The 23,528-nt window shown below is 42.1% G+C and carries 16 protein-coding genes and 1 tRNA gene; 10 read left to right on the top strand and 7 right to left on the bottom strand.

The window, feature by feature from the left end:
- Positions 1-60: 60 nt before the first annotated feature.
- The 4 genes from AC57BQ_RS22870 to AC57BQ_RS22885 form a co-directional block, all read right to left on the bottom strand.
- Positions 61-642, bottom strand: a complete 582-nt coding sequence (locus AC57BQ_RS22870) for a Crp/Fnr family transcriptional regulator (protein ID WP_496408462.1) — start codon at positions 640-642, stop codon at positions 61-63.
- A gap of 118 nt (positions 643-760) precedes the next feature.
- Positions 761-1,201, bottom strand: a complete 441-nt coding sequence (locus AC57BQ_RS22875) for a VOC family protein (protein WP_496408463.1) — start codon at positions 1,199-1,201, stop codon at positions 761-763.
- A gap of 308 nt (positions 1,202-1,509) precedes the next feature.
- Positions 1,510-3,369 (bottom strand): amidohydrolase, encoded by a 1,860-nt coding sequence (locus tag AC57BQ_RS22880; RefSeq protein WP_496408464.1) that lies wholly within the window; start codon positions 3,367-3,369, stop codon positions 1,510-1,512.
- A gap of 346 nt (positions 3,370-3,715) precedes the next feature.
- Positions 3,716-3,788, bottom strand: a tRNA-Met gene (locus AC57BQ_RS22885).
- A 145-nt stretch (positions 3,789-3,933) separates the two neighbouring features.
- Between AC57BQ_RS22885 and era the strand changes: the two genes are divergently transcribed.
- Both era and der read left to right on the top strand, forming a co-directional pair.
- Positions 3,934-4,809 (top strand): GTPase Era, encoded by an 876-nt coding sequence (era, locus tag AC57BQ_RS22890; RefSeq protein ID WP_496408465.1) that lies wholly within the window; start codon positions 3,934-3,936, stop codon positions 4,807-4,809.
- 139 nt (positions 4,810-4,948) lie between these two features.
- Complete coding sequence (gene der / locus AC57BQ_RS22895; protein WP_496408466.1) at positions 4,949-6,250, top strand: ribosome biogenesis GTPase Der; 1,302 nt, start codon at positions 4,949-4,951, stop codon at positions 6,248-6,250.
- A 111-nt stretch (positions 6,251-6,361) separates the two neighbouring features.
- On the opposite strand, the gene AC57BQ_RS22900 is transcribed toward der, so the two are convergent.
- Positions 6,362-7,939: a S41 family peptidase gene (locus AC57BQ_RS22900; RefSeq protein WP_496408467.1), complete on the bottom strand. Its 1,578-nt coding sequence runs from the start codon at positions 7,937-7,939 to the stop codon at positions 6,362-6,364.
- Positions 7,940-8,040: 101 nt separating this feature from the next.
- Here AC57BQ_RS22900 and murQ point away from each other — a divergent pair, with 101 nt between their 5' ends.
- Positions 8,041-8,847, top strand: a complete 807-nt coding sequence (gene murQ, locus AC57BQ_RS22905) for an N-acetylmuramic acid 6-phosphate etherase (RefSeq protein ID WP_496408468.1) — start codon at positions 8,041-8,043, stop codon at positions 8,845-8,847.
- A 108-nt stretch (positions 8,848-8,955) separates the two neighbouring features.
- Complete coding sequence (locus AC57BQ_RS22910) at positions 8,956-9,522, top strand: hypothetical protein (RefSeq protein WP_496408469.1); 567 nt, start codon at positions 8,956-8,958, stop codon at positions 9,520-9,522.
- A gap of 5 nt (positions 9,523-9,527) precedes the next feature.
- On the opposite strand, the gene AC57BQ_RS22915 is transcribed toward AC57BQ_RS22910, so the two are convergent.
- On the bottom strand, positions 9,528-10,853 hold the full coding sequence (locus tag AC57BQ_RS22915) for a D-alanyl-D-alanine carboxypeptidase/D-alanyl-D-alanine-endopeptidase (protein WP_496408470.1): 1,326 nt from the start codon (positions 10,851-10,853) through the stop codon (positions 9,528-9,530).
- Between the two features lie 58 nt (positions 10,854-10,911).
- On the opposite strand from AC57BQ_RS22915, the gene AC57BQ_RS22920 reads away from it, so the two are divergent.
- The 4 genes from AC57BQ_RS22920 to AC57BQ_RS22935 all read left to right on the top strand — a co-directional run bounded on the left by AC57BQ_RS22920 (position 10,912) and on the right by AC57BQ_RS22935 (position 19,250).
- On the top strand, positions 10,912-12,159 hold the full coding sequence (locus tag AC57BQ_RS22920; RefSeq protein ID WP_496408471.1) for a pepsin/retropepsin-like aspartic protease family protein: 1,248 nt from the start codon (positions 10,912-10,914) through the stop codon (positions 12,157-12,159).
- Positions 12,160-12,244: 85 nt separating this feature from the next.
- On the top strand, positions 12,245-14,890 hold the full coding sequence (locus AC57BQ_RS22925) for a zinc-dependent metalloprotease (protein WP_496408472.1): 2,646 nt from the start codon (positions 12,245-12,247) through the stop codon (positions 14,888-14,890).
- A 585-nt stretch (positions 14,891-15,475) separates the two neighbouring features.
- Positions 15,476-16,090, top strand: coding sequence for a hypothetical protein (locus AC57BQ_RS22930; protein ID WP_496408473.1), 615 nt, complete (start codon positions 15,476-15,478; stop codon positions 16,088-16,090).
- Positions 16,091-16,304: 214 nt separating this feature from the next.
- Positions 16,305-19,250 carry an outer membrane beta-barrel protein gene (locus AC57BQ_RS22935; RefSeq protein ID WP_496408474.1) on the top strand — a complete coding sequence of 982 codons (2,946 nt, stop codon included), beginning with the start codon at positions 16,305-16,307 and terminating at the stop codon, positions 19,248-19,250.
- Positions 19,251-19,317: 67 nt separating this feature from the next.
- Here the strand turns inward: AC57BQ_RS22935 and AC57BQ_RS22940 are convergent, their stop codons facing one another.
- Complete coding sequence (locus AC57BQ_RS22940; protein WP_496408475.1) at positions 19,318-19,698, bottom strand: response regulator; 381 nt, start codon at positions 19,696-19,698, stop codon at positions 19,318-19,320.
- Positions 19,699-20,000: 302 nt separating this feature from the next.
- On the opposite strand from AC57BQ_RS22940, the gene AC57BQ_RS22945 reads away from it, so the two are divergent.
- Together AC57BQ_RS22945 and AC57BQ_RS22950 are read left to right on the top strand one after the other, a co-directional pair.
- Entirely contained in the window at positions 20,001-21,410 is a 1,410-nt protein-coding gene (locus tag AC57BQ_RS22945; RefSeq protein WP_496408476.1) for a glycoside hydrolase family 30 protein, read from the top strand.
- Between the two features lie 42 nt (positions 21,411-21,452).
- Entirely contained in the window at positions 21,453-23,228 is a 1,776-nt protein-coding gene (locus tag AC57BQ_RS22950; RefSeq protein WP_496408477.1) for a cellulase family glycosylhydrolase, read from the top strand.
- Positions 23,229-23,528 lie beyond the last annotated feature (300 nt).

Consider the following 23,528-nt stretch of genomic DNA (forward strand, 5'->3'; position numbering starts at 1 on the left):
GATAAAAAAAAGCGTTGATAAATATCAACGCTTTCGTAAAATCAAAAATTGAAATAGAAATTATTTACTTGCTTGCTTTCTAATTCTGCTTAAAGTTTCTTTAGTTATGCCCAAAAAAGAAGCAATGAGATGTTGAGGAAATCGTTGAATAAATTGAGGATGGTTATCGGCAAATTCTTCATAGCGTTTTTCTGCTGTATTACTAATGGTTGAATTCAATCTTCGCTGAGAAACGATGAAACTTCTTTGGTCCATTAATCTTGTCATTTGTCCAAATGACGGTACTTTTTCTATCAGGTCCAGCATGTCTGTTACTCTGGCAACAAGTAGTTCGGTGTTTTCCCAGGCATCAATATTAAATCTTGATGGAGTAAGCATGAGCGCACTTTCACGGTCGCTTGCCCAATAATTTTCAATGTATAATTGTACAATATGCTCCGCACCTTTATCATCTACGCTGTATTGTCTCATAGCACCTTTTACAATAAAACCAACGTATTTACACACATTGCCTTCTTCCAAAAAGTATTGCTTTTTCCTGAGCTTTTTGGGCTGGAAAGTCGCTACAATTAACGCCTCCTCATCACTTGTAAGTGGCGACGTAGCGCGCTCCCTGATGTATGCTAATAGGTTTTTGTGCACCGATTTTAATGATTATTAAATTGAACCCAATACAAAGATATATTTCCCCCTTGCTACCACAAGCGTCCCGCTTGCGGTAGCAGTGGTAATGCAAGTTAAGTGTTCGCTATTTTCTCCGTTAAATTTGTCCGTTGTAATTTGGGTCAAATTCCACAATCCATTCAATACCATATTTGTCTCTAAACATTCCAGCATATGAACCCCAGGGACTGTCACCGATGTCCCCTTCAATATCTCCACCTGCTGATAGTCCGTTAAATATTTTGTCTGCCTCTTCACGACTTTCTGCACTAACTAATATTTTAGACCTGTTTTCGCTTTCGTTTACCCGTCCCATAAATTCGGGAACGTCATTGGCTATTAACACATTGTGTTTGCCAATTGGCAAGGCAATGTACATTATCTTGTTTTCATCATTTCCTGCTACCGGAAATTCAGCGCTTGCTAAGTCCTTGAAGCGGATAATCTTTGCGAACTCTCCGCCAAAAACTGATTTATAAAAAGTGAATGCTTCTTCAGCATTTCCGTTGAAGTTGATCCATGGGTTAATTGTTCTCATAATTTTTATTTTTTAATATTTAATCTTTCTGCTTACGCTCTTCGGTTTTCCCCATTTTCAAGGTGATTGTGCGTTTTCTTTTTATATTTTTTGCGATAATTTGTCAGCAGCTCTTCAGCCTACGGTGGGTGTTATCACCGCACCACCAACTTACAAAATATCCCAAACACAAAAAAGCCTCAAATCTTTCGATTGGAGGCTTTTAGCTTTCGTAGCGGGAGCAGGGCTCGGACTTACTACCTTCGAATTGGTTTGTAGTATCCTATTGGCTTACATAACCGTCCGAAGTCTACTGACAGCGGGGGATATTATGACTCTCCAGTATACACAGGCACACCGCCCAGCCAAGTTTCCAATACCGGGATATTGCGCATTTTCATATATTGTGAGGATTGGGTAGTTAATGAAAGCGGATCCTGAGCTAATATAACGAAATCGGCAAAGTAGCCTGGGTTTAATGACCCAACCCATTGATCGGCATAACATTGCCAGGCCGCATCATAAGTAACAGCAACTAAGGCCTGCTCGGGTGTAATGCATTCGGCAGCATTTAATACTTCAATACTTGCTGTATTCTCTTCCATTATCCGGGTAATGGATTGTTCCATCATCCGCAGAGGCCCCAATGGACTTACCTCATTGTCGCTGTGAAGAGTAATTCTCATGCCGGCTGCAAGGGCTGAATTGCAAAGGTCGAGCGATTGCGCCTTGTCGCCGAATATAACCTGGCTAAAAGCATAGCCCCAATATCCCACGTGCCCGATAAGGAAACTTGGCGAAACCCCCATTTGCTTCATCGTGGTGATCTGATCTGGTGTCAGCAGCGAGCAATGTTCTATACGGTTGCGAAGCTCGGCGCCACTATATTGAGCAAGCGCGTATTGGTAAGCCTCTATGGCGAATGTTACAGCTTGGTCGCCATTGGCATGGATCATGAGGGGCCAGCCTTTGCTAGCTAAAATCGTACTGATCATGGTTTCGTAATTTGGCGGAACAACATTTGTCGGGATGCCGGTCTCCTGAAAATTGAATATCCCCTCAGGATAAACAGCATCACACAAATAAGGGGTACTCTGGTAACCGGTTAGCCCCTGGTTTGAACCATCAGAAACTACTTTAATATGGCCATAATATACCGGCGTGTAAGTGTCCAACTGTGGGTAGTTGCCTAAACCATTAGCATCATTTTGGCTGGCGCAAATGAGTGCCCCGCCAATCCGTACCAATGCCGGATGGTTATCCACATAGTTAGTTAACAGTTTTTGAAAAGCGCCGTTCAGTCCGGCATCATACATAAAAGTGGCTCCCCTTGAATTTGCCAGTTGAAAAAGCTCAGTCAAATAGGTATTGATATCGAGCCCCATAGCAAGTATCTGCGGCATGATCACTGTCAACGCAGGTGTCATTTGTGTACTTTCCTGGAGCTGCCCGCCGGTTTTCGAGATATAATCATCAACTGATGAATAATTGTCACGCACCTCTTTACTAAGATAATACACATGGCTATATGCCCTGGTGTTTAGGTAAAGCGTATGCATGGAGGCACTTAACAGCATGATTGATCGTTCCGAGTTTATGTTGTCGAGTACGATGTTATTAATGGTTTGCAATTCGGTTTCCCCTTCAATCTGCACAAAAGGCATCAGCGAGGGATCTAATCCTTTTCCTAAAATAACATATGCGGGATCTTTAGGGATATTACCGTTGATGATCGATCCGACAGAGGCCAGATCATATGGCGACCGCAGATCCTGCCCGTTAAAAGGGCTCACATCTATCCAGCCGGTCATCATAGCTGTTGGTACTATATGAACGTGCGGCTCGATCAGACCTGGAAGCAAAGTTTGTGTGCCAGTTAATTCTTTGCTTTGATACCCGGCATAATTTTGATCCATATACGCCGCTACTGTAGTTTGGTTGCCAGTTACAACAACATTTCCATCGGCTATCCCGATGGCTTCAACCGTGTCTGTTGATCCGCCGGTCATTGGCCTGATAGTACCGCCGCTGATCATCAGCGTTTGTGGTTGTTGGGCAGTTTGTCCGGGCCCTGGCTTCATTTTCGCCAGGTTTTCGGGACTGAAAAGGTCGTCCTTAAGAATGTCTAAAACAGGGTTGTTACAGGCGCAATGTGTGCAGCCATGAACGTGTGCGTGTCGTTTTTCCATACGGGTGATAAGGTTAATATTGGGTAAATTGGTTTTTAGGTATCCGCTATAACAACAAAGCATATGGCAGATAAACAAAAATATATAAAAGAATATTTCCTATCAATAGCTAATATGTATTAATAATTAATATAATTCATCAATAATCATTTTATTAACTATTGCTTACAAACAATAGCGATTGTCTTATTTGAAACGGACAAACAAGATTGAATTATTAATCTATGGTTAATATACTTGCCAATTCAGCCCTTGTCGGGTGTTCTCACCGCACCACCCAATACAAAATATCCCAAACGCAAAAAAGCCCCTCAGATTTCTCTGAGAGGCTTTCATTTTACTTTCGTAGCGGGAGCAGGACTCGAACCTACGACCTTCGGGTTATGAGCCCGACGAGCTACCAACTGCTCCATCCCGCACTGTTATTCTTATATATTGCATTCCGTCATAACCTCGGAAAGTTCCTTCCAATTGTCAAAAATGCAATTTGCACTCCGTTTTAATTGGACTGCAAAGATATAATTCGTTTCTTTGCAGTCCAAATATATTTTTAATTATTTTTATATGAGTCATCAGGCAGGTTTTGTAAGTATAATTGGTAAGCCCAATGCAGGTAAATCAACCCTTATGAACGCCCTCGTTGGCGAAAAAATGTCCATCATTACCCCCAAAGCGCAGACCACACGTCACCGTATTTTGGGAATTGTAAATACCGACGACTATCAGATTGTGTTTTCTGACACGCCCGGCGTTATCAAACCACACTACGCCTTGCACGAAAGCATGATGCACCAGGTGGATGGCTCTATTGTGGATGCCGACCTTATTTTACTGGTTACCGACATTTACGAGGAATTTGATGAAACCGACGTGCTTAAAAAGCTGGAAGGCTCATTGGCGCCTATCGCGGTACTGATCAACAAAATTGATCAAAGCGATGAGGAAACGGTAAAAAAGAAGGTAGCGTTTTGGCAGGAAAAACTAAACCCAAAAGCGGTTTTCGCCATATCAGCATTGTTGGGCCACAATATTAAAGCCGTTATGGATTTTGTTGTGGAGAACCTTCCCGAGCATCCAGCCTATTATGAAAAAAATGCATTGACCGATCGTAACGATCGCTTTTTTGCATCCGAAATGATCCGCGCGCAGATCCTGAAACAATACAAAAAAGAGATCCCTTATAGCGCCGAGGTAATTGTAACCGCATTTGTTGAAGGCGAAACCTTGCACCGCATCAGCGCCGAAATTATTGTTGAGCGCGATTCGCAAAAAAACATCATCATTGGCGAAGGTGGCAAGATGCTTAAAATAGTAGGCACCTACGCCCGCCGCGATATGGAAGAGTTTTTCCAAAAGAAAGTTTTCCTGGAAATGTTTGTAAAAGTGATCCCCGACTGGCGCAGCAAAAAAAATTACCTTAAAAAATTCGGGTACGAATAATTGACAGAGTCAAGAGGTAAGAATCAAGATACAAGAGTTAAATTAATAACAATATAATAAGAATTAAAGTGCAGAATTTAGGCCGACTTTAAATAAGTTTGTCTTGATTCTTGTCTCTTGATTCTTAAATCCAACAACCATGAGTAACATAGTAGCCATAGTGGGCAGGCCTAACGTAGGCAAATCAACTTTATATAATCGCTTAACCGAAACCCGCAAAGCCATTGTCGACGATTTTAGCGGTGTAACCCGGGATAGACACTATGGTGTGGCCGAGTGGTTAAATCATCAGTTCACCGTTATTGATACCGGTGGTTATGTAGCCAACTCTGATGATGTTTTTGAAGCCGCCATCCGCGAGCAGGTTGATATTGCCATTGAAGAAGCTTCTGTAATTTTATTTATTGTTGATGTTACTACCGGCATTACCGATCTGGACGATGAGATAGCTACCCGCCTGCGCAAAAGCAGCAAACCTGTTTTTGTAGTAGTTAATAAGCTTGATAACAATAGCCAGGTGGCCGATTCGATGGTGTTTTACAGCCTGGGCTTAGGCGAAATTTACAGTATTTCGTCAATGACAGGTTCCGGAACCGGCGAATTGCTTGACGAAGTGGTTAAGCATTTTGAGGATGTGGTATTGGAGGAAAATACCCGTCCTAAATATGCCATTGTGGGCCGGCCAAATGTGGGTAAATCATCCATCATCAACTCACTTATAGGTAAGGATCGTAATATTGTTACCCCCATCGCAGGTACCACCCGCGATTCTATACATATCCATTACAACCAGTACGGGCATGATTTTATGCTGATTGATACTGCGGGGATGCGTAAAAAAACAAAGGTTAAGGAAAATATCGAGTTTTATTCCGTAATGCGTACCATTAAGGCACTGGAAGAAGCCGACGTGATCATCCTGATGATTGATGCTGTTGAAGGGATTGAATCGCAGGACATCAATATATTCCACCTGGCCGAAAAGAACAAAAAAGGCATCATGGTGGTGGTAAACAAATGGGACTTGATCGAGAAAAACAACAAAACCGTTAAGGTTTTTGAGGAGCAGATCCGTGAAAAAATAGCGCCTTTTACCGATGTGCCTATTGTATTTACCTCTGTTACCGAAAAACAACGTGTATTAAAGGTTATTGATGTAGCCAACCAGGTTTATCAGAACCGGGCCCGTAAAATAGCTACCTCAAAGTTAAACGAGGTGATGCTGCCGATTATCGAAAACTATCCACCGCCATCTATCAAAGGTAAATACGTAAAAATTAAATACATCACCCAAATTGCAGGCTCATCGCCCATGTTCGCGTTCTTCTGTAATTTGCCACAGTATGTAAAAGAGCCATACTACCGCTTCATCGAAAATAAGTTAAGGGAAAACTTTGACTTTTCCGGAGCACCTATACAAGTTTGGTTCAGACAGAAATAGGCCTTTTGATGTGCAGATTTCAGATGTGCAAGTGTGCAGATGATTTTGATCTGCTGATTAAATGTGCTGGCTTTTATCTGCACATCTGAAATCTGCACATCTGCACATCAACTATATACTCAGCGCTTTCTTAAACGCTTCGTCATTACTGTTCATCACCTGGTAAAAAGCATTGTCGCCCCATTTAAAACGGGCGGCATTGGCCTTGAGGATGCTTTTGATATAATCGCGGGATATCAGCAATTCATGCGAATCCATTTCCTTCAATGTTTTTGAGGAATAAAGGATGAAGTTGTGGAAATCATCATCACTCACGGTATAATTCTTTATAAAATCGTCTCCGCTTGCAAATTTGCTTAACAGAGGTTGCATCCGGTCGATCACGAAGGCCGAAAAAAGCTGCTGGTCAATTAAATTTTGTATCACCATGGTGCTTTGTGTGGTATCAGCCGGCACAAAAATATCGGGCATGATGCCACCGCCGCTAAAAACTTTACGCCCGCTTAGTGTATGGTATGAGCCTTTAAAAACAGAATCGTTCCGGATGTTTTGCTCCGAAAAAAGCTCACCCTTTTTCATACGCAGCGCCAGTTCGTTCCGGTAGCTTTCCAGCCCCCCTTTATATGATTTCTGGATCGATCTGCCCGATGGGGTATAATATCTGGCCACGGTTAAATTTACCGCCGAGCCATCGCCAAACGGAAACTGCTGCTGCACCAGGCCTTTACCAAATGAACGGCGGCCAACAATAGTGGCTCTGTCCAGGTCCTGCAGCGCGCCGGCCAATATTTCACTGGCCGAGGCCGAATACTCATCAATCAATACGGTTACCTTTCCTTGTTGAAACGAGCCCGAATCTGTAGCAAAATAATCCGTACGGGGTTCATGAATACCTTTGGTATATACAATTAATTTGCCTTTGCCTAAAAACTCATCAGCCAGTGATGTTGCGGCATTCAAATATCCGCCGCCATTGCCTCTGAGGTCAAGCAGTAAACTGCTCATTCCATCGGTTTTAAGCCTACTCAGCGCTTTGCGGAAATCAGTATCGGTAGTCGACGCGAATTTGCCTATTTTGATATAACCCGTTGTTGAATTGGCCATATAAGCCGCATTTACACTGCTCAGGTCAACACGCCCTCTTTTTATAGCATAGGTCTTGATTGCTGCCCCGTTGGCAACCCCAAGCAATAAAGAGGAATCCTTTTCTCCTCTGAAAGCCTTATTCACCTTATCTGTAGTAAGTTTGGTTCCCGAGAATTTTTTATTATCTACATTAATTACCTTACTTCCGGTTGGGAGGCCAGCCTTAGCGGCCGGTCCATCAGCATAAACCTGGGTTATGATCATGGTATCCCGTAATAGCTGAAACTCAATACCTATGCCGTTAAACCCGCCATCTAAGCGCTCATTAATTGATTGGGCCTGCTGAGGTGGTAAATAAAGCGAATGCGGATCTAGGCTTTGCAGCATATCATTAACCGATGCTCCTTCAATACTATCGATATTAACACTATCCACATAGTTATGACCAACCAGATCCAAAACTTTCGACAGTTTGTTATTATCTGAAAAAGAAAAACCAAGGTTACGATCAGCAAATTTTCTATCGCCAATCAGCAACCCAATGGTAATCCCTAACAGCACCAGGATCATCGTCCTGAAAATAACTCCCGCAGTCTTTTTCATATTCAGCAAACAAAGTTAATCAATGCCGCATCAATAATTTTTATTGGCATCCTTGCATTTGATGTTTTTTACCGAATTTTGTTATAAATTATTTAAAATTAATGGAAACCATTACTGAGAGGGAATCACATTATAAGAATTTAGAGCAGCTATCTGTTCTTGAGATACTGGAAAGCATTAACAAGGAAGACCAAACAGTTCCCCTGGCTGTTAAAAAGGCCTTGCCTCAAATTGAACAACTGGCAACCGCAACAGCCTCTAAAATGCGTGACGGTGGTCGTTTATTTTATATTGGCGCAGGCACCAGTGGTCGTTTAGGTGTGGTTGATGCCTCAGAATGCCCGCCAACATTTGGTGTTCCGTTTGATATGGTTGTAGGTATTATTGCCGGTGGCGATGGCGCTATACGTAAAGCGGTAGAGTTTGCCGAAGATGATACAGAACAGGCCTGGAAAGATCTTGCAGAATTCCACATCACCGATAAAGATGTTGTGGTAGGCATTGCCGCTTCCGGCACCACGCCTTATGTAATAGGAGGGTTAAAAATGGCCCATAAAAATAATATTGTAACCGGCTGCATAGTTTGTAATAGTGGTAGTCCCGTAGCGGCCGAGGCACAATACCCGGTTGAAGTGGTTACCGGGCCGGAGTTTTTAACCGGATCAACCCGCATGAAAGCCGGTACAGCTCAAAAACTGGTTTTAAATATGCTAAGCACCAGTGTCATGATACAATTGGGTCGTGTAAAAGGGAACAAGATGGTTGATATGCAACTAAGTAATAACAAATTGGTTAATCGTGGGGCACGTATGGTGATGGAAGAAACCGGCCTAAATGAAGCTGCTGCTGCCGAGCTGCTAAAAAAATACGGAAGCGTGCGCAACGCAGTTGATAATTATAAAAAATGATGTGCGGATGTGCAAATTTCAGATGTGCAGATGATCGGAATGGCGACAATTTACATAGCTGAAAACAAGCATTTGAAATCTGCACATCTGAAATTTGAAATCTGAGATATGCACGAGATAGAACCATATTACCGTTGGCGTGATGATTATATAGCATCAGAGGATGAGTATTCGCCTTTTTATGCTACCGAATACAGTGAGTTTGAGTTTGACAAGCAGGTATATAACTATCTGTTGCACCCACAATGGGATTCCTTCGGCTCCAATACTTTATACCTCAAAGTGTTGTTTGCCGATTATGAAAAAGGGTATACCATTATTGAGTTTATTGGTGAGTGGAACGACGCCATCAACAACGATATCATGATGCTTAAACGCGAGTTGCTGGAGCTGATGATTGATAATGGCATTACCCAATTTATCCTGATAGGTGAAAATGTGCTCAACTTTCACTCCTCAGACGATTGTTATTATGAGGAATGGTTTCAGGATATTGAAGACGGCTGGATAGCCGGCATCAACTTCCGCGAGCACGTGATAGATGAGTTTAAGCGCAACAATATTGATTATTACATCAATTTTGGCGGTGTCCTTGACGACCTGGGTTGGCGCACCTTAAAACCGGTACAGGTATTTAAAATGGTAGAAGAGCAATTGATGCGGCGGTTAAACTAATCGCCTTAAAACTCTTCGTGGATATACGTCATGATCCGGACCATCTCGTCGCGTATTTCTTTAACGGGCCGGGTAAAATTGTTATTCATAAACGAAAAAGCCAATCGCTTTCCTTTTCGGGTAACCAGGTAACCACTTTGGTTATAGTTGTTGGATAATGAGCCGGTTTTTGCCCATACAAACACCTGTCCATTATCCGTTTTATAAGCATTTCTAAGTGTGCCGGTAGCACCACCAGCCGGCATCATACTATACAATAGCGAGTCGTTATTTACCTCGTTTTTAATTTTCCGCAACAAGGCTATAATGCTCCGGGGGGTAAACAGATTCAAGCGTGAAAGCCCTGAGCCATCAACCCATTGTGGTTCATCTGGCAGATCATTCAAAAAATGTGCTTTGGAATAGCTGATCACCGAATCGGTATTGAGCGTATTAAACTTTACCGATGAGCAGGCCAACAATAGCTGTTCTGCAATAAAATTATCGCTGGGCTGCAACATTCGTTTATATACAGCATTGGAGTTTGTATTGTATATCGTTTTCGCGGTAGCGCTTAATGACATATTTACAGGCCATACAGGCTTTTTCAGTGTGTCTCTCAACAATTCCAGCGTTAGTTCGGCACTTGTTTTCCAGGGAACTTCTTGTCTGAAGTTTGGTGGTATGGGCATTACCGGGTAAACAAAATTGTTGTGCAGAAAATCACGTTTAACCTTAAACTTACCCGGATGATAACTGGTATCGCTGTTTAAAAACCGCTTGAGATAAGATGGTTTAATCTGCAGGTTACCATCGGCATCAGCATATAATAGGGCAACATTATCTTCTATAGGTAAGCCGGTTATTTCTGCCTGATAATAATCATTATAGTCATCCCAGGCCCAGCCTGCTCCAAAAAAATCGTTCGCGTAGCCTGTTGCTGCATAGTATAATTTTTTATTGCTCCGGGCTAAGAAATCCAGACCTTTCGCCCCTTTCAAATCGCTGTGCAGAAAAGAAGGGTCGCCAGTACCCCAAAACACCAGTGAATCATTGCGCAACTCATACCGTAGGGCAGGGATCGAGTCGCCCAACATTTTCAGACAGGTATAAAAAGTAAACAACTTGGTATTTGATGCCGGGGTAAAATATTTATCAGCATTTAGCTCATATATCATTTTTTGATCATCCATATCATACAAGGCGAAGCCTGTAAAATGATCCCGCATGATCTGGGAATGCTTAAATTGTCTTTTTATCTTTCTTTTTTTTATAGGGCGGCCATAAACGGTATCATTAAATAATAACAAACCGCAAATCGTTAGCAGAAATATAAAAGTTGTTTTTAGCATACATTTATTCAATTTAACCAATTATTGTTGTAAATTTAATATACCAACTATAATAACCTTGCTACTCACGCTATTTCATAAAATAAAGCAATTCCGGGCAGTATGGCTGGCGTGTTTATTTTCGATTTGTTTTTTTGCGGCCCAGGCACAATACTTTGACCTGGACTATCATAAAAAAAAAGTAACCATTCCTTTTCGCCTGGTGCGGAGCCTCATGGTTATTAAATTAAGCATTAATCATAAAGGCCCATTCAATTTTATATTAGATACCGGTGTAGGGTTAATGATCATTACCGACCCCAAATTAGCCGATTCTATCTACATTCCTAACAAACGAACATTAAAAATACCTGGCCTGGGTGAGGGCGAAGACGCAGAAGCTTATGTTACCTCCCCTTTAGATGTTGAAATACCCGGACTGGTAAGTTATGATGTAGCTGCGGCCATTCTTAAAAAGGATCTGTTCAGTTTATCCGGCTATGCGGGTATGCCTATACATGGCCTGATTGGTTATGAATTTTTCAACAACCTTGCTGTCAGGATCAATGTTCCGGACAGTTCCTTAACCGTTTGGCGACCAAAAGATTTGAAAGTGTTTCGAAAGGGCGTTCCAATTCCCATCACAATTGAAGACAGGAAGCCTTATGTAGAAACATGGGTAAAGCTACAAAGCGGCGAGAATATAAAAACCAAGTTGATCATTGATCTGGGGGCCGGACATCCGCTCTCTCTCGAAACGGTGGTAAAGCGCTATGGCCTTCCGCAAAAATTTATTGCTTCGGCCAACCTGGGTATTGGTCTAAATGGACCCATTAACGGCTATATCGGGCGTATCGAATCATTGGAGCTGGGAAAATTTAAAATTAAACAGGTTATTGCTTCCTTTCCGGATGCCAACAACAATCAAAACGCGCTCTCTGTTCCCAGGGACGGCAACCTGGGCATCGGAACGTTAAAGCGCTTTTCGGTTATACTGGATTATACCCATAACACCATGTATTTAAAAGCCGGTCCTAATTTTAAGGATCCGTTTGAACATGATATGAGCGGGTTGGAATATTATGCCGCCGGCGATAATTTTGACCGCATCATTATTAACCGGGTTGAACCGGGATCTGCCGCTGATGAAGTTGGCCTGGAAAGAGATGATGAAATAGTGGCCATCAATTTTAAACCGGTATCTAAAATGACCCTGGAAGAAATTGACGAGATATTTAAATCCCGGAATGACAGAAGTCTTTTGCTTGATGTTTATCATGATAAAAAGCTGGATAAAGTAGTGCTCACCTTAAAAAGACGTATATAATAGGGTGATTTTTAAAAATCACCCTATTATATACTATTACATCGTGTTTATTTTATTTAAGTTTACTGATTAAGTATTGACATAAATGAAAAAACACCTTATCGCAGGCCGTTATTTACGAGGCTCTGCTTTTATTTTTGCTGTTTTAGCCAGTTCATGCGCTACCAAAAAACACACAGCAAACCAAACCTTAACCCTTAAAACAACATCAGGCACAGGCGGAACGGCTGTAGCTACAGCAACAGTTGGTGCTCCCAAAAAGGAGGGCATTAAAAAATTCAGCGATGTTATAACCGGTAAAACAAAGGCCGATAGCGGCCTTTTTAACACCTATAAGGTTGATGGCAAGTATTATTACGAAATCCCAGACTCCCTGATCAACCGCGAAATGCTGGTGGTTACCCGTTACGTTAAAACTCCGGGCGGATTAAAAACCTTTGGTCAGCAATATGGTGGTGAAGAACTGAACGATCAGGTTTGGAAATGGGAGCGCCATGATAAACAGATCTTCATACGTGTACCCAGCTATTCTATAAGGGCCGACAGTACTACTGATATGTACCAATCTGTTAAAAACTCAAATCTCGACGCCGTATTGGCTTCTTTTGATATCAAAGCTTTTAACAAAGACACCACAGGCGTACTCATTGATGTTACCGACTTTTACAATGGCGATATAAGCGCTATTGGTTTAACTGACAATGTTAAAAAAGCATACAAAGTTTCGGGAGTTGATAACACCCGTTCCTATATTGATACCATTAAAAGTTTCCCGATAAACCTGGAAGCCCGCACTTTAAAAACCTATCGCTCTGCAGAATCGCCTACGGATAATTCAACAGGAGCTATAACTTTTGAATTTAATACCTCCATGTTGTTATTGCCGAAAACACCGATGAAGGCCCGTATCAGTGATGAAAGGGTTGGTTTTTTTGGTCAACGCCAAACCGATTATGGAACAGACGCTCAAAAAGCCAAGGTAACGGCATATATACATCGTTGGAAACTGGAGCCCAAAGACCCCGCGGCTTATTCACGCGGCGAACTGGTTGAACCTAAAAAACAAATAGTTTATTACATCGATCCGGCAACACCCAAAAAATGGGTTCCTTACCTTATAGCTGGCGTAAACGACTGGAATAAAGCTTTTGAGGCTGCCGGTTTTAAAAATGCTATTGTTGGTAAAGAAGCGCCAACTCATAAACAGGATCCTGAGTTTAGCACAGAAGATGCCCGCTACAGTGTAATCCGGTATTTTGCATCGGATGTGGAGAACGCCTATGGACCACATGTTTCGGATCCGCGTACCGGCGAGATCCTGGAAAGCCACGTAGGCTGGTATCATAACGTAATGAGCCTGCTGCGCGATTGGTACCTGATACAAACCGCAGCCGTAAACCCTGCAGCCCGCAAAGCACAATTTACCGACGAACAAATGGGCGAACTTATCCGTTTTGTATCATCACATGAAATTGGCCACACCCTTGGTTTACCGCATAACTTCGGTTCAAGTTACGCTTATCCTGTTGATTCACTTCGTTCCAAATCATTTACCGATAAACATGGCACTGCACCGTCTATTATGGACTATGCCCGCTTTAACTATATAGCTCAGCCTGGTGATGGCGTTACTCACCTTTATCCTCAAATAGGCGAATATGATCTGTGGTCTATCAAATGGGGTTACAGCTGGTTCCCGGGTAACAAAACTGCCCTACAGGAGAAAGAAACACTTGCCGACTGGACCGATAAAAAAGCCGGTAATCCACTTTATTACTATGGCCGCCAGGGCACATCGATTGACCCACGCTTACAGAATGAGGATTTAGGCGACAATGCCATGAAAGCCAGTACCTATGGTATAGCCAACTTAAAACGCATTTTGCCCAATCTTGAAAAATGGACCTACCAAAAAAATGAGAATTTTAGCGATGTGGCAGAATTATACAACGAGGTTATAGGTCAGTTTAACCGCTACATGGGTCACGTTACTACCAATATTGGCGGGATGAATGAAAACTTTAAAACCTACGATCAAAAAGGCGCCGTTTATGATTTTGTAAACAAGAACCTGCAACGCGACGCGATACTGTTTTTAAACAAACAATTGTTTGAAACTCCGCTTTGGTTAATAAATAAACCAGAGCTAAGCAAATTTGATAACGGCGTTGTTCTTAACCGCATCAAAGCACTTCAGGTTTCTGTGCTTGGCAACGTGCTTACTCCATCAAGGCTGGCGCGCATGTATGATAATGAAGCCAAAAACGGCAGCAATGCCTATACTGTTACCGAACTGTTTACCGATATCCACAGCGGGGTATTTAACAGTAGCAAACCAGACGCGTTTAAACGCAACCTGCAACGTGGTTATATTGAAAACCTGAAAAGTTTACTGATCACCGATGCGAGTTTTTCATTCCCGGGTATAACAAGCGCTCAATTGGCTTCTTTTGGCTTAACTCCAATAAACATTGTCCTATCTGACATCAGGCCAATGGTACGGGCAGAATTGAAAAAAATAGATGCTGGATTGCCAAAAGGCGGCGATGCGTTAACCGCGGCTCACTTTGCCGATCTTCACCTGCGTATTAAGGATGCCTTAAATCCGGACAAAGCCATCATCAATTTCCAGGGGACATTGATGCGCGGCATAAACAACAATGATATAATGAAAGAAAATTCGGACAGTGGTTATATGAATTGTTGGCCAAAAACACCAACAGACAATTAACCAGATTATGAATTAAACAAAAAACCTGCTTAGTTTAAGCAGGTTTTTTTATGAATACACCTGACACACGCAGCATTGGCCAGGTACAATTGAATAAGATTTAATATCAAGCAGTAGTGATCTATTTAAGCTGGCTGATATTTTCAAAAAAAGCAATCTGCAGATCAAGCAATGACCTTACATTGATTTTTTCTCCGTAGGCATCAAAACATAAAAACTTTGTGCTTTCCGGATGATTCCTTCGCCTTTTCTCAAAAAAGTTAAAGGTTTCAAAGAAATAATGATTAGTCGTTACATGACTTTTATTATTGGTTTGTGACGCATTTAACCGGAAACCGATCGCATCAATCCAATTGTGCACTTTTGAGTGCAGAGTGCTGCTAATATTATTCATAGGTTAACTTGATTTTAAACATAACGAAACATTCACTGGTTTTGTTGTTCATTTTTTTGTATTATTTGAATAATACACTAATTTCCTTTTTTAACCCGCAACAATAATTGTTCCGCTATCTTCATCACCTGCAACTAATTATTCATACATCCGTAATAAGGCCACAACTCCACCTAAAATTTAAAAACTTCATGAGAAAACTACTACTATTATGCCCTGCTTTATTGTTATGCCTATTCAGCATGAATGCTTGTAAAAAAGGGGATCCGGGTCCCGCAGGGGCCAATGGAACCAATGGCGCACAAGGCCCAAAAGGAGATACCGGTTCACCAGGACCAGGTGGCCCGCAAGGAGCTACTGGCAATACCGGGGCAACAGGCGGAACGGGGGCCCAGGGACCAGCCGGATCTAACGGGGCTGATGGAGCTAACGGAGCCGATGGCACCATGAGCGTTAAAAGCTATTTGCTCATCAACAAAAGTGTTACCCTAACCGGATTTACCAATTTTGTGATACCGGCCATTACACAGGACATTGTTGACAAAGGTGTTGTTTTAGCTTACTTCAGAACTACAGGAAGTACCGGGGCATATTATGCATTACCTTATAGCGAGGCTGATAGGACCATCACCTTATCAGACTTTGGGGTTGGCTATGTTAATATCAAGGCCAATTTTTCACAAACCGGGCTCGATTTTAAAATCGTAGTTATTCCCGGAGGCAGCGTTACCACCCTGCAACTCGCACATCCAGGCATCAACTTTAAAAATTACAGCGAAGTAGCAACAGTTCTGCACATCAACTAATTTAATAAAGGGTAATTTTAAGCGTAAAAGGGTCGATATTTCCGGCTCTTTTATGTTTAATATTTGTAACAATGCTATGATTAATAAGCGATTAACGCCCTTTTTGTAACAATCATATGCTCTTTTAACATTTAATACTTTATAAGTTGAACATTTGCAATTGGATTGTGTCTAATGTCTAACGAATAAAAATTTCAAGCAGAACAAATACTTTATGAAACCCCTGTTCCTTATTTTAAGTCTAATCATTTTAACTGCATTCAACACGTTGGCACAAACCACACATGATGTAAGCGGCACCGTTGTTGACACTACAAAACTATCATTGCCAGGCAGTAGCATTAAGCTGGTATCAAACGGAGGTGATAGTACTATATCCATTGCCGATGCTAATGGAAAATTCGCGTTTTCGGGTATTAAGGGCAGCAAAATAACGCTTACATTATCATCCATTGGTTTTACACCTATCAAAAAACACTTTGCATTGGATCCCGATGGCAAACCCGTTGATCTGGGTAACATCATCATGAAAACTTCAACCAATATGCTCAACGTGGTTACTATTGTGGGTGTTAACCCGGTAACCTTGAAAGAGGATACGGTGGAGTACAACGCCAGTGCTTATAAAGTACGGGAAAATGCCCCGGCTGAGGATCTGATCAAAAAACTACCGGGCGTTGATGTTGACGTAAATGGAAACATCACCACACAGGGCAAACAGGTTACCAAGGTGCGTATAAACGGTAAGGACTTTATGGGAGGCGATGTTCAAAGCGCTACCAAAAACCTGCCAGCCGATGTGATTGAGAACATCCAGATGATTGATGATTACGGCGATCAGGCCAACCTTACCGGCGTTAAAACCGGTGAGCCTGACAAGATCATGAACATCACTATTCGCAAGGATAAAAACTATGGTTATTTTGGGCAGGGTACAATTGGCGACGGTAGAGATGCCTTACCTCAAAGTCAGGGCATACCCGATAAAAACCGCTATATCGGCTCGATAAATGCATTTAATTTTAATGGCGACCAACAAATTGCCCTTTTAGGCAGTATCAACAATACCAACGTAAATACCTTTTCATTCGGCAGCGCGAGTGGCGGTGGTGGTGGATTCGGCGGCGGTGGTTTTGGCGGTGGCGGCCGGGGTAATGCAGGTCGTGGCGGTGGCAATTCGGGCAGTTTAATAACTACACAAAATGGCGAAACCAATGCACATTCTCTGGGAGCCAACTTCCGCGACCAATGGGGTAAAAAACTTTCGGTATATGGTAGTTATAGTTTTGCCGATAATACCGTTTCAACAACAACCAATACGGTACAGGAAAACAGATCGGCCTCAAACCCAACCACACAGAATCAAAATAGTGTTGAAAAAGACCAAAATATAAATCACCGCTTTACCTGGAACATGGAGTACAAGCCAGATACCATCAACTATTTAAAAGTTACTCCAACATTCTCTTACGCGGGCACCAACACCAACGAGTCTGAAGCCGTAAATTTTACCAGAAATGGTAATATCTCATCTGCTTACACAGCGATCACCAACGGCGATTCACAAGCACCAAATTATGGTTTTACGGCATTATTTAACCATCGCTTTAAAAACCGTCATAACCTGAGCATCAATGCTACGGTAAGTTCGGCGCCAAGCTGGTCATACCAAAATCCGGTTTATGATTATACAGCTGGTAACCCCACTGCTCCAATAAACCAAATGATCAATACTTATAGCCGTACTAACAGTTATGGCACTAACGTTTCATATCTGAACCCGATAGGCAAACGTTCATACCTGGAGCTTAACTATGCGTTTAACCGTGCTATTACAACCAATAATAAAGAAACAGATACACTCTTTAATGAGGCTGATTTTTCGTTCAGAAGTGACAGCGCGTTAAGCAACCGTTACAACTATACATTTACAACCAACAAGGTTGGCTTAAACTATCGCTTTATTGAAAAGAAATACAATTATACGCTGGGTATAGGCGTTCAGCCATCTGTTTTGGACGGCAGCTCACCGGTAACAGGGGTTTCAACACACATATCAACATTTAATGTGATCCCTACTGCCCGTTTCATTTATAATTTTTCGCGCAGCCAGTCTTTCAGTGTTAACTATAACGGATCAAGCAGCACGCCAAGTTTTTCACAACTACAACCGGTAATCGACTTTTCAAATGCGCTTTACCCGGTTGAGGGTAACCCTAATCTGAAACCACAGTTTACCAACAATTTCTCGTTAAGGTACAATAAGTTTAGTTTCCAGACAGGTGATGTATTCTTTGCTAACCTATCATTCCAGAGTGTGCAAAACCAGGTGGTAACTAATACCATTACCTATCCTCGCCTTTATCCACCTAACTCAAGATTTCAAAATACTATTTTAACCCAGTATTTAAATGCTGACGGGTATTACACCGGTTCTGGTCGTTTAACTTATTCTAAACCATGGGAAAACCGCAAATACACCCTTACCTTTAACGGTACAGCTACCTACACCAATAATATAGGATACCTGACCAATATCGATTCTACTTCGTTTGCAGCTACTACTGAGAAAAACATTGCCAAAAACCTGGTATTTACCCCGGAAGCGCGTTTCAGGGTTGATATCAATAACGTTGTTGATGCACAAATTTTAACCAACTACGCTATCAACAGAACCAGCAACTCTGTACAAAACCCGCTGTTAGAAGGAACTTCAAATATCAGGACCTGGAATATTGGTCTTACCGGTAAAAACTATTTCGGTGATTGGGTTTTCAGCTATGATTATTCCAAGGCAACCAATTACGGTTACAGCTCGGATATAAAGGTTACCAACCCTAATATCTTAAACTTATATGTGGAGCGCCGCTTTTTGAAAAATAAACAAGCAACTCTCCGTTTATCAGGCTTTGACTTGTTCAATCAAAACACGGGTTTTTCATCAACATCAACAGCCAGTTCATTGACACAATCACGTGTTAACCGGCTTTCAAGATATTACCTGTTAACTTTTACGCTTAACCTGAAAAAATTTGCTGGCAAAGCCCCGGTTCAGGATAATATGGGTCCTGGCGGCCGGTTTAGAGACGGCGGTGGTGGCGGAAGGCGTGATGGCGGTAACGGCGGAGGCCCTCCAGGTATCCCCGGCGGCCCACAATAATACTCCACAAAAAAGCCTCATCTATTAAGATGAGGCTTTTTTCATGGTATGCTTTTGCGTTTGATCATTAATTTGACTCTGTTGTCAATACATTACTTATAACCCGCTCCAGGTCTTCCAGATCAAAGGGTTTAGCCAGGTAAGTTTGGGCGCCGGCATGGCTGGCCAATAATTGAATATCACTATTGGCAGAAAAATATATGACCGGGATATGCTTTAATTCTTCTGATTTTTTGAGGGTTTGGGTAGCAACAATTCCCCCCGCGTCTGGTATCCAGTTATCCATCAATATCACATCTGGTAAAACCGGCAAAACTTTATCAACAATATTATTACAATCGGTAAAAGTATGCACCTCCCATCCCTTCTCTTCTAAGATATAACTGCAAATAGAAAGTATATCTTCATCATCATCAAATATGATGATCTTTTTATGCGGTTCTTCCATTCGTATACTTCCAGTGAAACTATAAATAAAATTTAATACTATCAAATAATTAAAGTCCTAATTAATATACGTAGCAGTTAAATTAATGTTTCGGTTTATATTCCTTTTGCTGTAGTGTTTAAATAGGGTATAAAAACATTATATCAAACGGGCAATGTGGTGTATATTTTACACTTTCGTAATATATTAGTTACTCAATAATTTATCCCTCTTTATATTGAAAACAATAATAAATTTACCATTCAATTTAAGCCTTATTTAAACCGATTTACAGCACTACGCTTCCTGTTAAATTTTAATTTATGAACAAAAATATCCGATCACTTTTATTGTGGCCGTTACTGTTTAGCACCACAATTGCAGCCAACGCGCAAAAGGCGAATCAGGCCAGTTTATGGCTAACCAAAGCCGACAGATCCGTTTTATTTGAAAAGCAAAAAGAGGCTTTAACCTTTAAACCAGCGAGCGATAACGGATTTACCATCACCGTTGATGACAAAAAAACATACCAGCCTATTGATGGTTTTGGCTTTGCATTAACCGGCGGCAGCGCTATGCACATTATCCGTATGAGCCCGGATAGCCGTGCCGCCCTGCTAAAAGAGTTGTTTGCTACCAATGGCAATAATATTGGGGTAAGCTATATCAGATTGAGCATAGGCGCGTCTGACCTGAACGAAAAGGTGTTCTCCTATGATGATATGCCAACTGGCCAAACAGACCCGACATTGAAACATTTTGACCTGGGCGCCGATAAGCAGGATGTGATCCCGGTGATGAAACAGATACTGGCTATCAACCCTGCCATCAAGATATTAGGCTCGCCCTGGTCGCCACCGGCATGGATGAAAACCAATGAAGACACTCGCGGAGGCCGTTTAAAGCCAGAATATTATGGCGCTTATGCCAAATATCTGGTGAAATACATACAAGGAATGAAAGCTAATGGTATACCTATTGATGCCATCACCATTCAAAATGAACCTTTACACCCTGGCAATAACCCCAGCTTACTACTGGTAGCACCGGATGAAGGCGAGTTTATCAAAAACAATCTCGGACCAGCATTTAAGGCTGCTGGCATCAAAACCAAGATCATTATTTATGACCATAATGCCGACCGACCTGATTATCCTATCTCTATCCTAAATGACCCTGCCGCCCGTAAATATATCGACGGTTCCGGCTTCCATTTATACGGAGGGGATATTGAGGCGTTAACTGATGTGCACAATGCCCATCCGGATAAAAACCTTTATTTTACGGAGCAAATGGTGGTTGAAAAAGAGAACAGTTCCACCATCAACATAGCTTCGCCGGTTAAAAGATTGATCATTGGCGCAACCCGTAACTGGAGCCGCAATGTGCTGGAATGGAACCTGGCCGCCGATCCGGATTATAAACCCTATACCGACCGGGGAGGTTGCCCTATGTGCCAGGGTGCAGTAACTATCGACAAAAACGCGGTAAAACGTAACCTGGCTTATTATTCTATAGCACACGCATCTAAATTTGTTCGTCCCGGCTCAGTTCGTATCGCATCAAACAATTCTGATACGCTGCCAAACGTAGCTTTTAAAACCCCTGATGGTAAAAAGGTACTTATTGTAGCCAACACCAGCGATTCGTCGCAGACTTTTAGTATCAAATATAATGGTCAAGCTGTTATCACTACCTTGGATAAGGGCTCTGTAGGCACTTATATCTGGTAAGCGTTCTTAATTATTTGTTTATACCAATAACCTAAGTATATCATGTTATTACAAACTTTTAAAAATATATCGGTAAAGGTTTTCCTTATAGCCTTGCCCATTTCGTTTATTTCGTTACAGGGTAGCGCCCAAAGCTTTTTAAAGGCAGATGGCAAAAAGATAGTGGACGAAAGCGGCAAAAATGTATTGCTGCGCGGCATGGGCCTGGGCGGATGGATGCTGCAGGAGGGCTATATGCTGCATGTGAATAAGGATAGCCGCCAGTACCGCATCCGCGAAAGACTGGAAGATCTGATGGGGGCTGCAGAAACCAAGGAGTTTTATGATACCTGGCTGGCCAACAATACCCGCAAAATAGATATCGACTCGATGCACCGCTGGGGTTTTAACTCGGTGCGTTTACCGATGCATTATAACCTTTATACTTTACCAATTGAAAAAGAGCCTGTCGCCGGGCAAAATACCTGGATAGACAAGGGTTTTAAAATGACCGACGACCTGCTGGCCTGGTGCAAAGCCAATCACATGTACCTGATCCTTGATCTGCATGCTACACCGGGTGGCCAGGGTAACGACCTCAATATATCAGATCGAAACACAGATGTGCCATCATTGTGGGACAGCGAAGCCAATAAGCAAAAGATGATAGCCCTTTGGCGCAAACTGGCCGATCGCTACAAAAACGAACCCAACATTGCCGGTTATGATATCATTAACGAACCTAACTGGGGCTTTGACGATCCGGCCAATGACAAGAACGGTTTAAAGGAAAAAACCAATGCCCCTTTGCGCAAATTAATGGTGGATATTACCGCTGCTATTCGCGAGGTGGATAAAAAGCATATTATTATTATTGAAGGTAATGGCTGGGGGAATAACTATAACGGCATACTCCCCACCTGGGACAAAAACATGGTGCTGAGCTTTCACAAATACTGGAATTTCAATGATCAAAAATCAGTGGAGCATATTATCAAAACCCGTGATCAGTATAACGTGCCTGCCTGGGTAGGCGAAACCGGCGAAAACTCCAACGTATGGCTAACGGAGGAGATCCGCTTGCTGGAGAAAAATAATTTAGGCTGGGCACTGTGGCCATTGAAAAAGATGGGCAACAACAACCCGATCGAGATCCCATCCAACCTTAATTATGATGATGTAACACGTTACCTGAATACCGGTAAACACAAACCCAAGGAAAGTAATGTATACAGCGGTACGCTCGAAATGGCCATACATGCTAAATTAGAGAATGCTATTATTCACCATGATGTGATCGATGCTATTTTCAGGCAGCCGTTCACTACCGCAACCAAACCGTTCAAAGCAAACAGAGTAACTAACGGCACTATTATCAATGCGGTTGACTATGATCTTGGTCGCAACGGTTTTGCCTATTTTGATACCGATACGGCCGATTACCATACCTCCGGAAAACCGGGCATCGGAAACCATGGCAGAATTTATCGTAATGATGGCGTGGACATCAGCAAAGATTCTACCGCATACAACAGCTTTTATGTTGATCACATAGAAACCGGCGAATGGACCCAATACACCATACAAGCGAAAACAGCCGGTGTTTACTCGGTTAAACTAAAGGTAGCAGCTGCTACCGATGATGCCAAACTATCCCTCAACATAAACGGTGCCGATCAGGCAAAAGAAGTCGCGGTACCCAATACCGGCGGTCTTAAAACCTGGCAGGTGATCACCGTAAAAGACATCCGCCTAAAAGCCGGGGTAAATAAAGTAAGGGTGTATGCCAATAAAGGAGGATATAACCTACATTGGCTACAGTTTTGGAAGGATAAGTAAATTTAAAAGTGGGTTTACATGGTTTACACTTTTTCGGATTTCTTTTTATATATTTAGTTGACAATCAATTGATTAATATATTTCCTATCAAAAAAAACGGTTTACAGTGTAAACCCAGAAATTACCCTTCTAAGCACGGTGAAGAGTCATTGATTAATGATCAGGTCTTACGCCGTGCTCAGAATGGAATTATATCCTCCGCTCCCGCAAGCGTCCGCTTGTGGTGTCAGGCTAAGTAATTGTTTAATTTAACGGTTTTACATCTGTTCTATTTACCACAAGCGAGACACTTGCGGCAGC

This window comes from Mucilaginibacter sp. BGA-UO-ETr-C110 (genome assembly GCF_059567985.1).

Bases quoted from the DNA above. Each gene is read 5' to 3' on its own strand.
- AC57BQ_RS22875 (WP_496408463.1), bottom strand. From the start codon at position 1,201: ATGAGAACAATTAACCCATGGATCAACTTCAACGGAAATGCTGAAGAA.
- AC57BQ_RS22880 (WP_496408464.1), bottom strand. From the start codon at position 3,369: ATGGAAAAACGACACGCACACGTTCATGGCTGCACACATTGCGCCTGT.
- era (WP_496408465.1), top strand. From the start codon at position 3,934: ATGAGTCATCAGGCAGGTTTTGTAAGTATAATTGGTAAGCCCAATGCA.
- der (WP_496408466.1), top strand. From the start codon at position 4,949: ATGAGTAACATAGTAGCCATAGTGGGCAGGCCTAACGTAGGCAAATCA.
- AC57BQ_RS22900 (WP_496408467.1), bottom strand. From the start codon at position 7,939: ATGAAAAAGACTGCGGGAGTTATTTTCAGGACGATGATCCTGGTGCTG.
- murQ (WP_496408468.1), top strand. From the start codon at position 8,041: ATGGAAACCATTACTGAGAGGGAATCACATTATAAGAATTTAGAGCAG.
- AC57BQ_RS22910 (WP_496408469.1), top strand. From the start codon at position 8,956: ATGCACGAGATAGAACCATATTACCGTTGGCGTGATGATTATATAGCA.
- AC57BQ_RS22915 (WP_496408470.1), bottom strand. From the start codon at position 10,853: ATGCTAAAAACAACTTTTATATTTCTGCTAACGATTTGCGGTTTGTTA.
- AC57BQ_RS22925 (WP_496408472.1), top strand. From the start codon at position 12,245: ATGAAAAAACACCTTATCGCAGGCCGTTATTTACGAGGCTCTGCTTTT.
- AC57BQ_RS22930 (WP_496408473.1), top strand. From the start codon at position 15,476: ATGAGAAAACTACTACTATTATGCCCTGCTTTATTGTTATGCCTATTC.
- AC57BQ_RS22935 (WP_496408474.1), top strand. From the start codon at position 16,305: ATGAAACCCCTGTTCCTTATTTTAAGTCTAATCATTTTAACTGCATTC.
- AC57BQ_RS22940 (WP_496408475.1), bottom strand. From the start codon at position 19,698: ATGGAAGAACCGCATAAAAAGATCATCATATTTGATGATGATGAAGAT.
- AC57BQ_RS22945 (WP_496408476.1), top strand. From the start codon at position 20,001: ATGAACAAAAATATCCGATCACTTTTATTGTGGCCGTTACTGTTTAGC.
- AC57BQ_RS22950 (WP_496408477.1), top strand. From the start codon at position 21,453: ATGTTATTACAAACTTTTAAAAATATATCGGTAAAGGTTTTCCTTATA.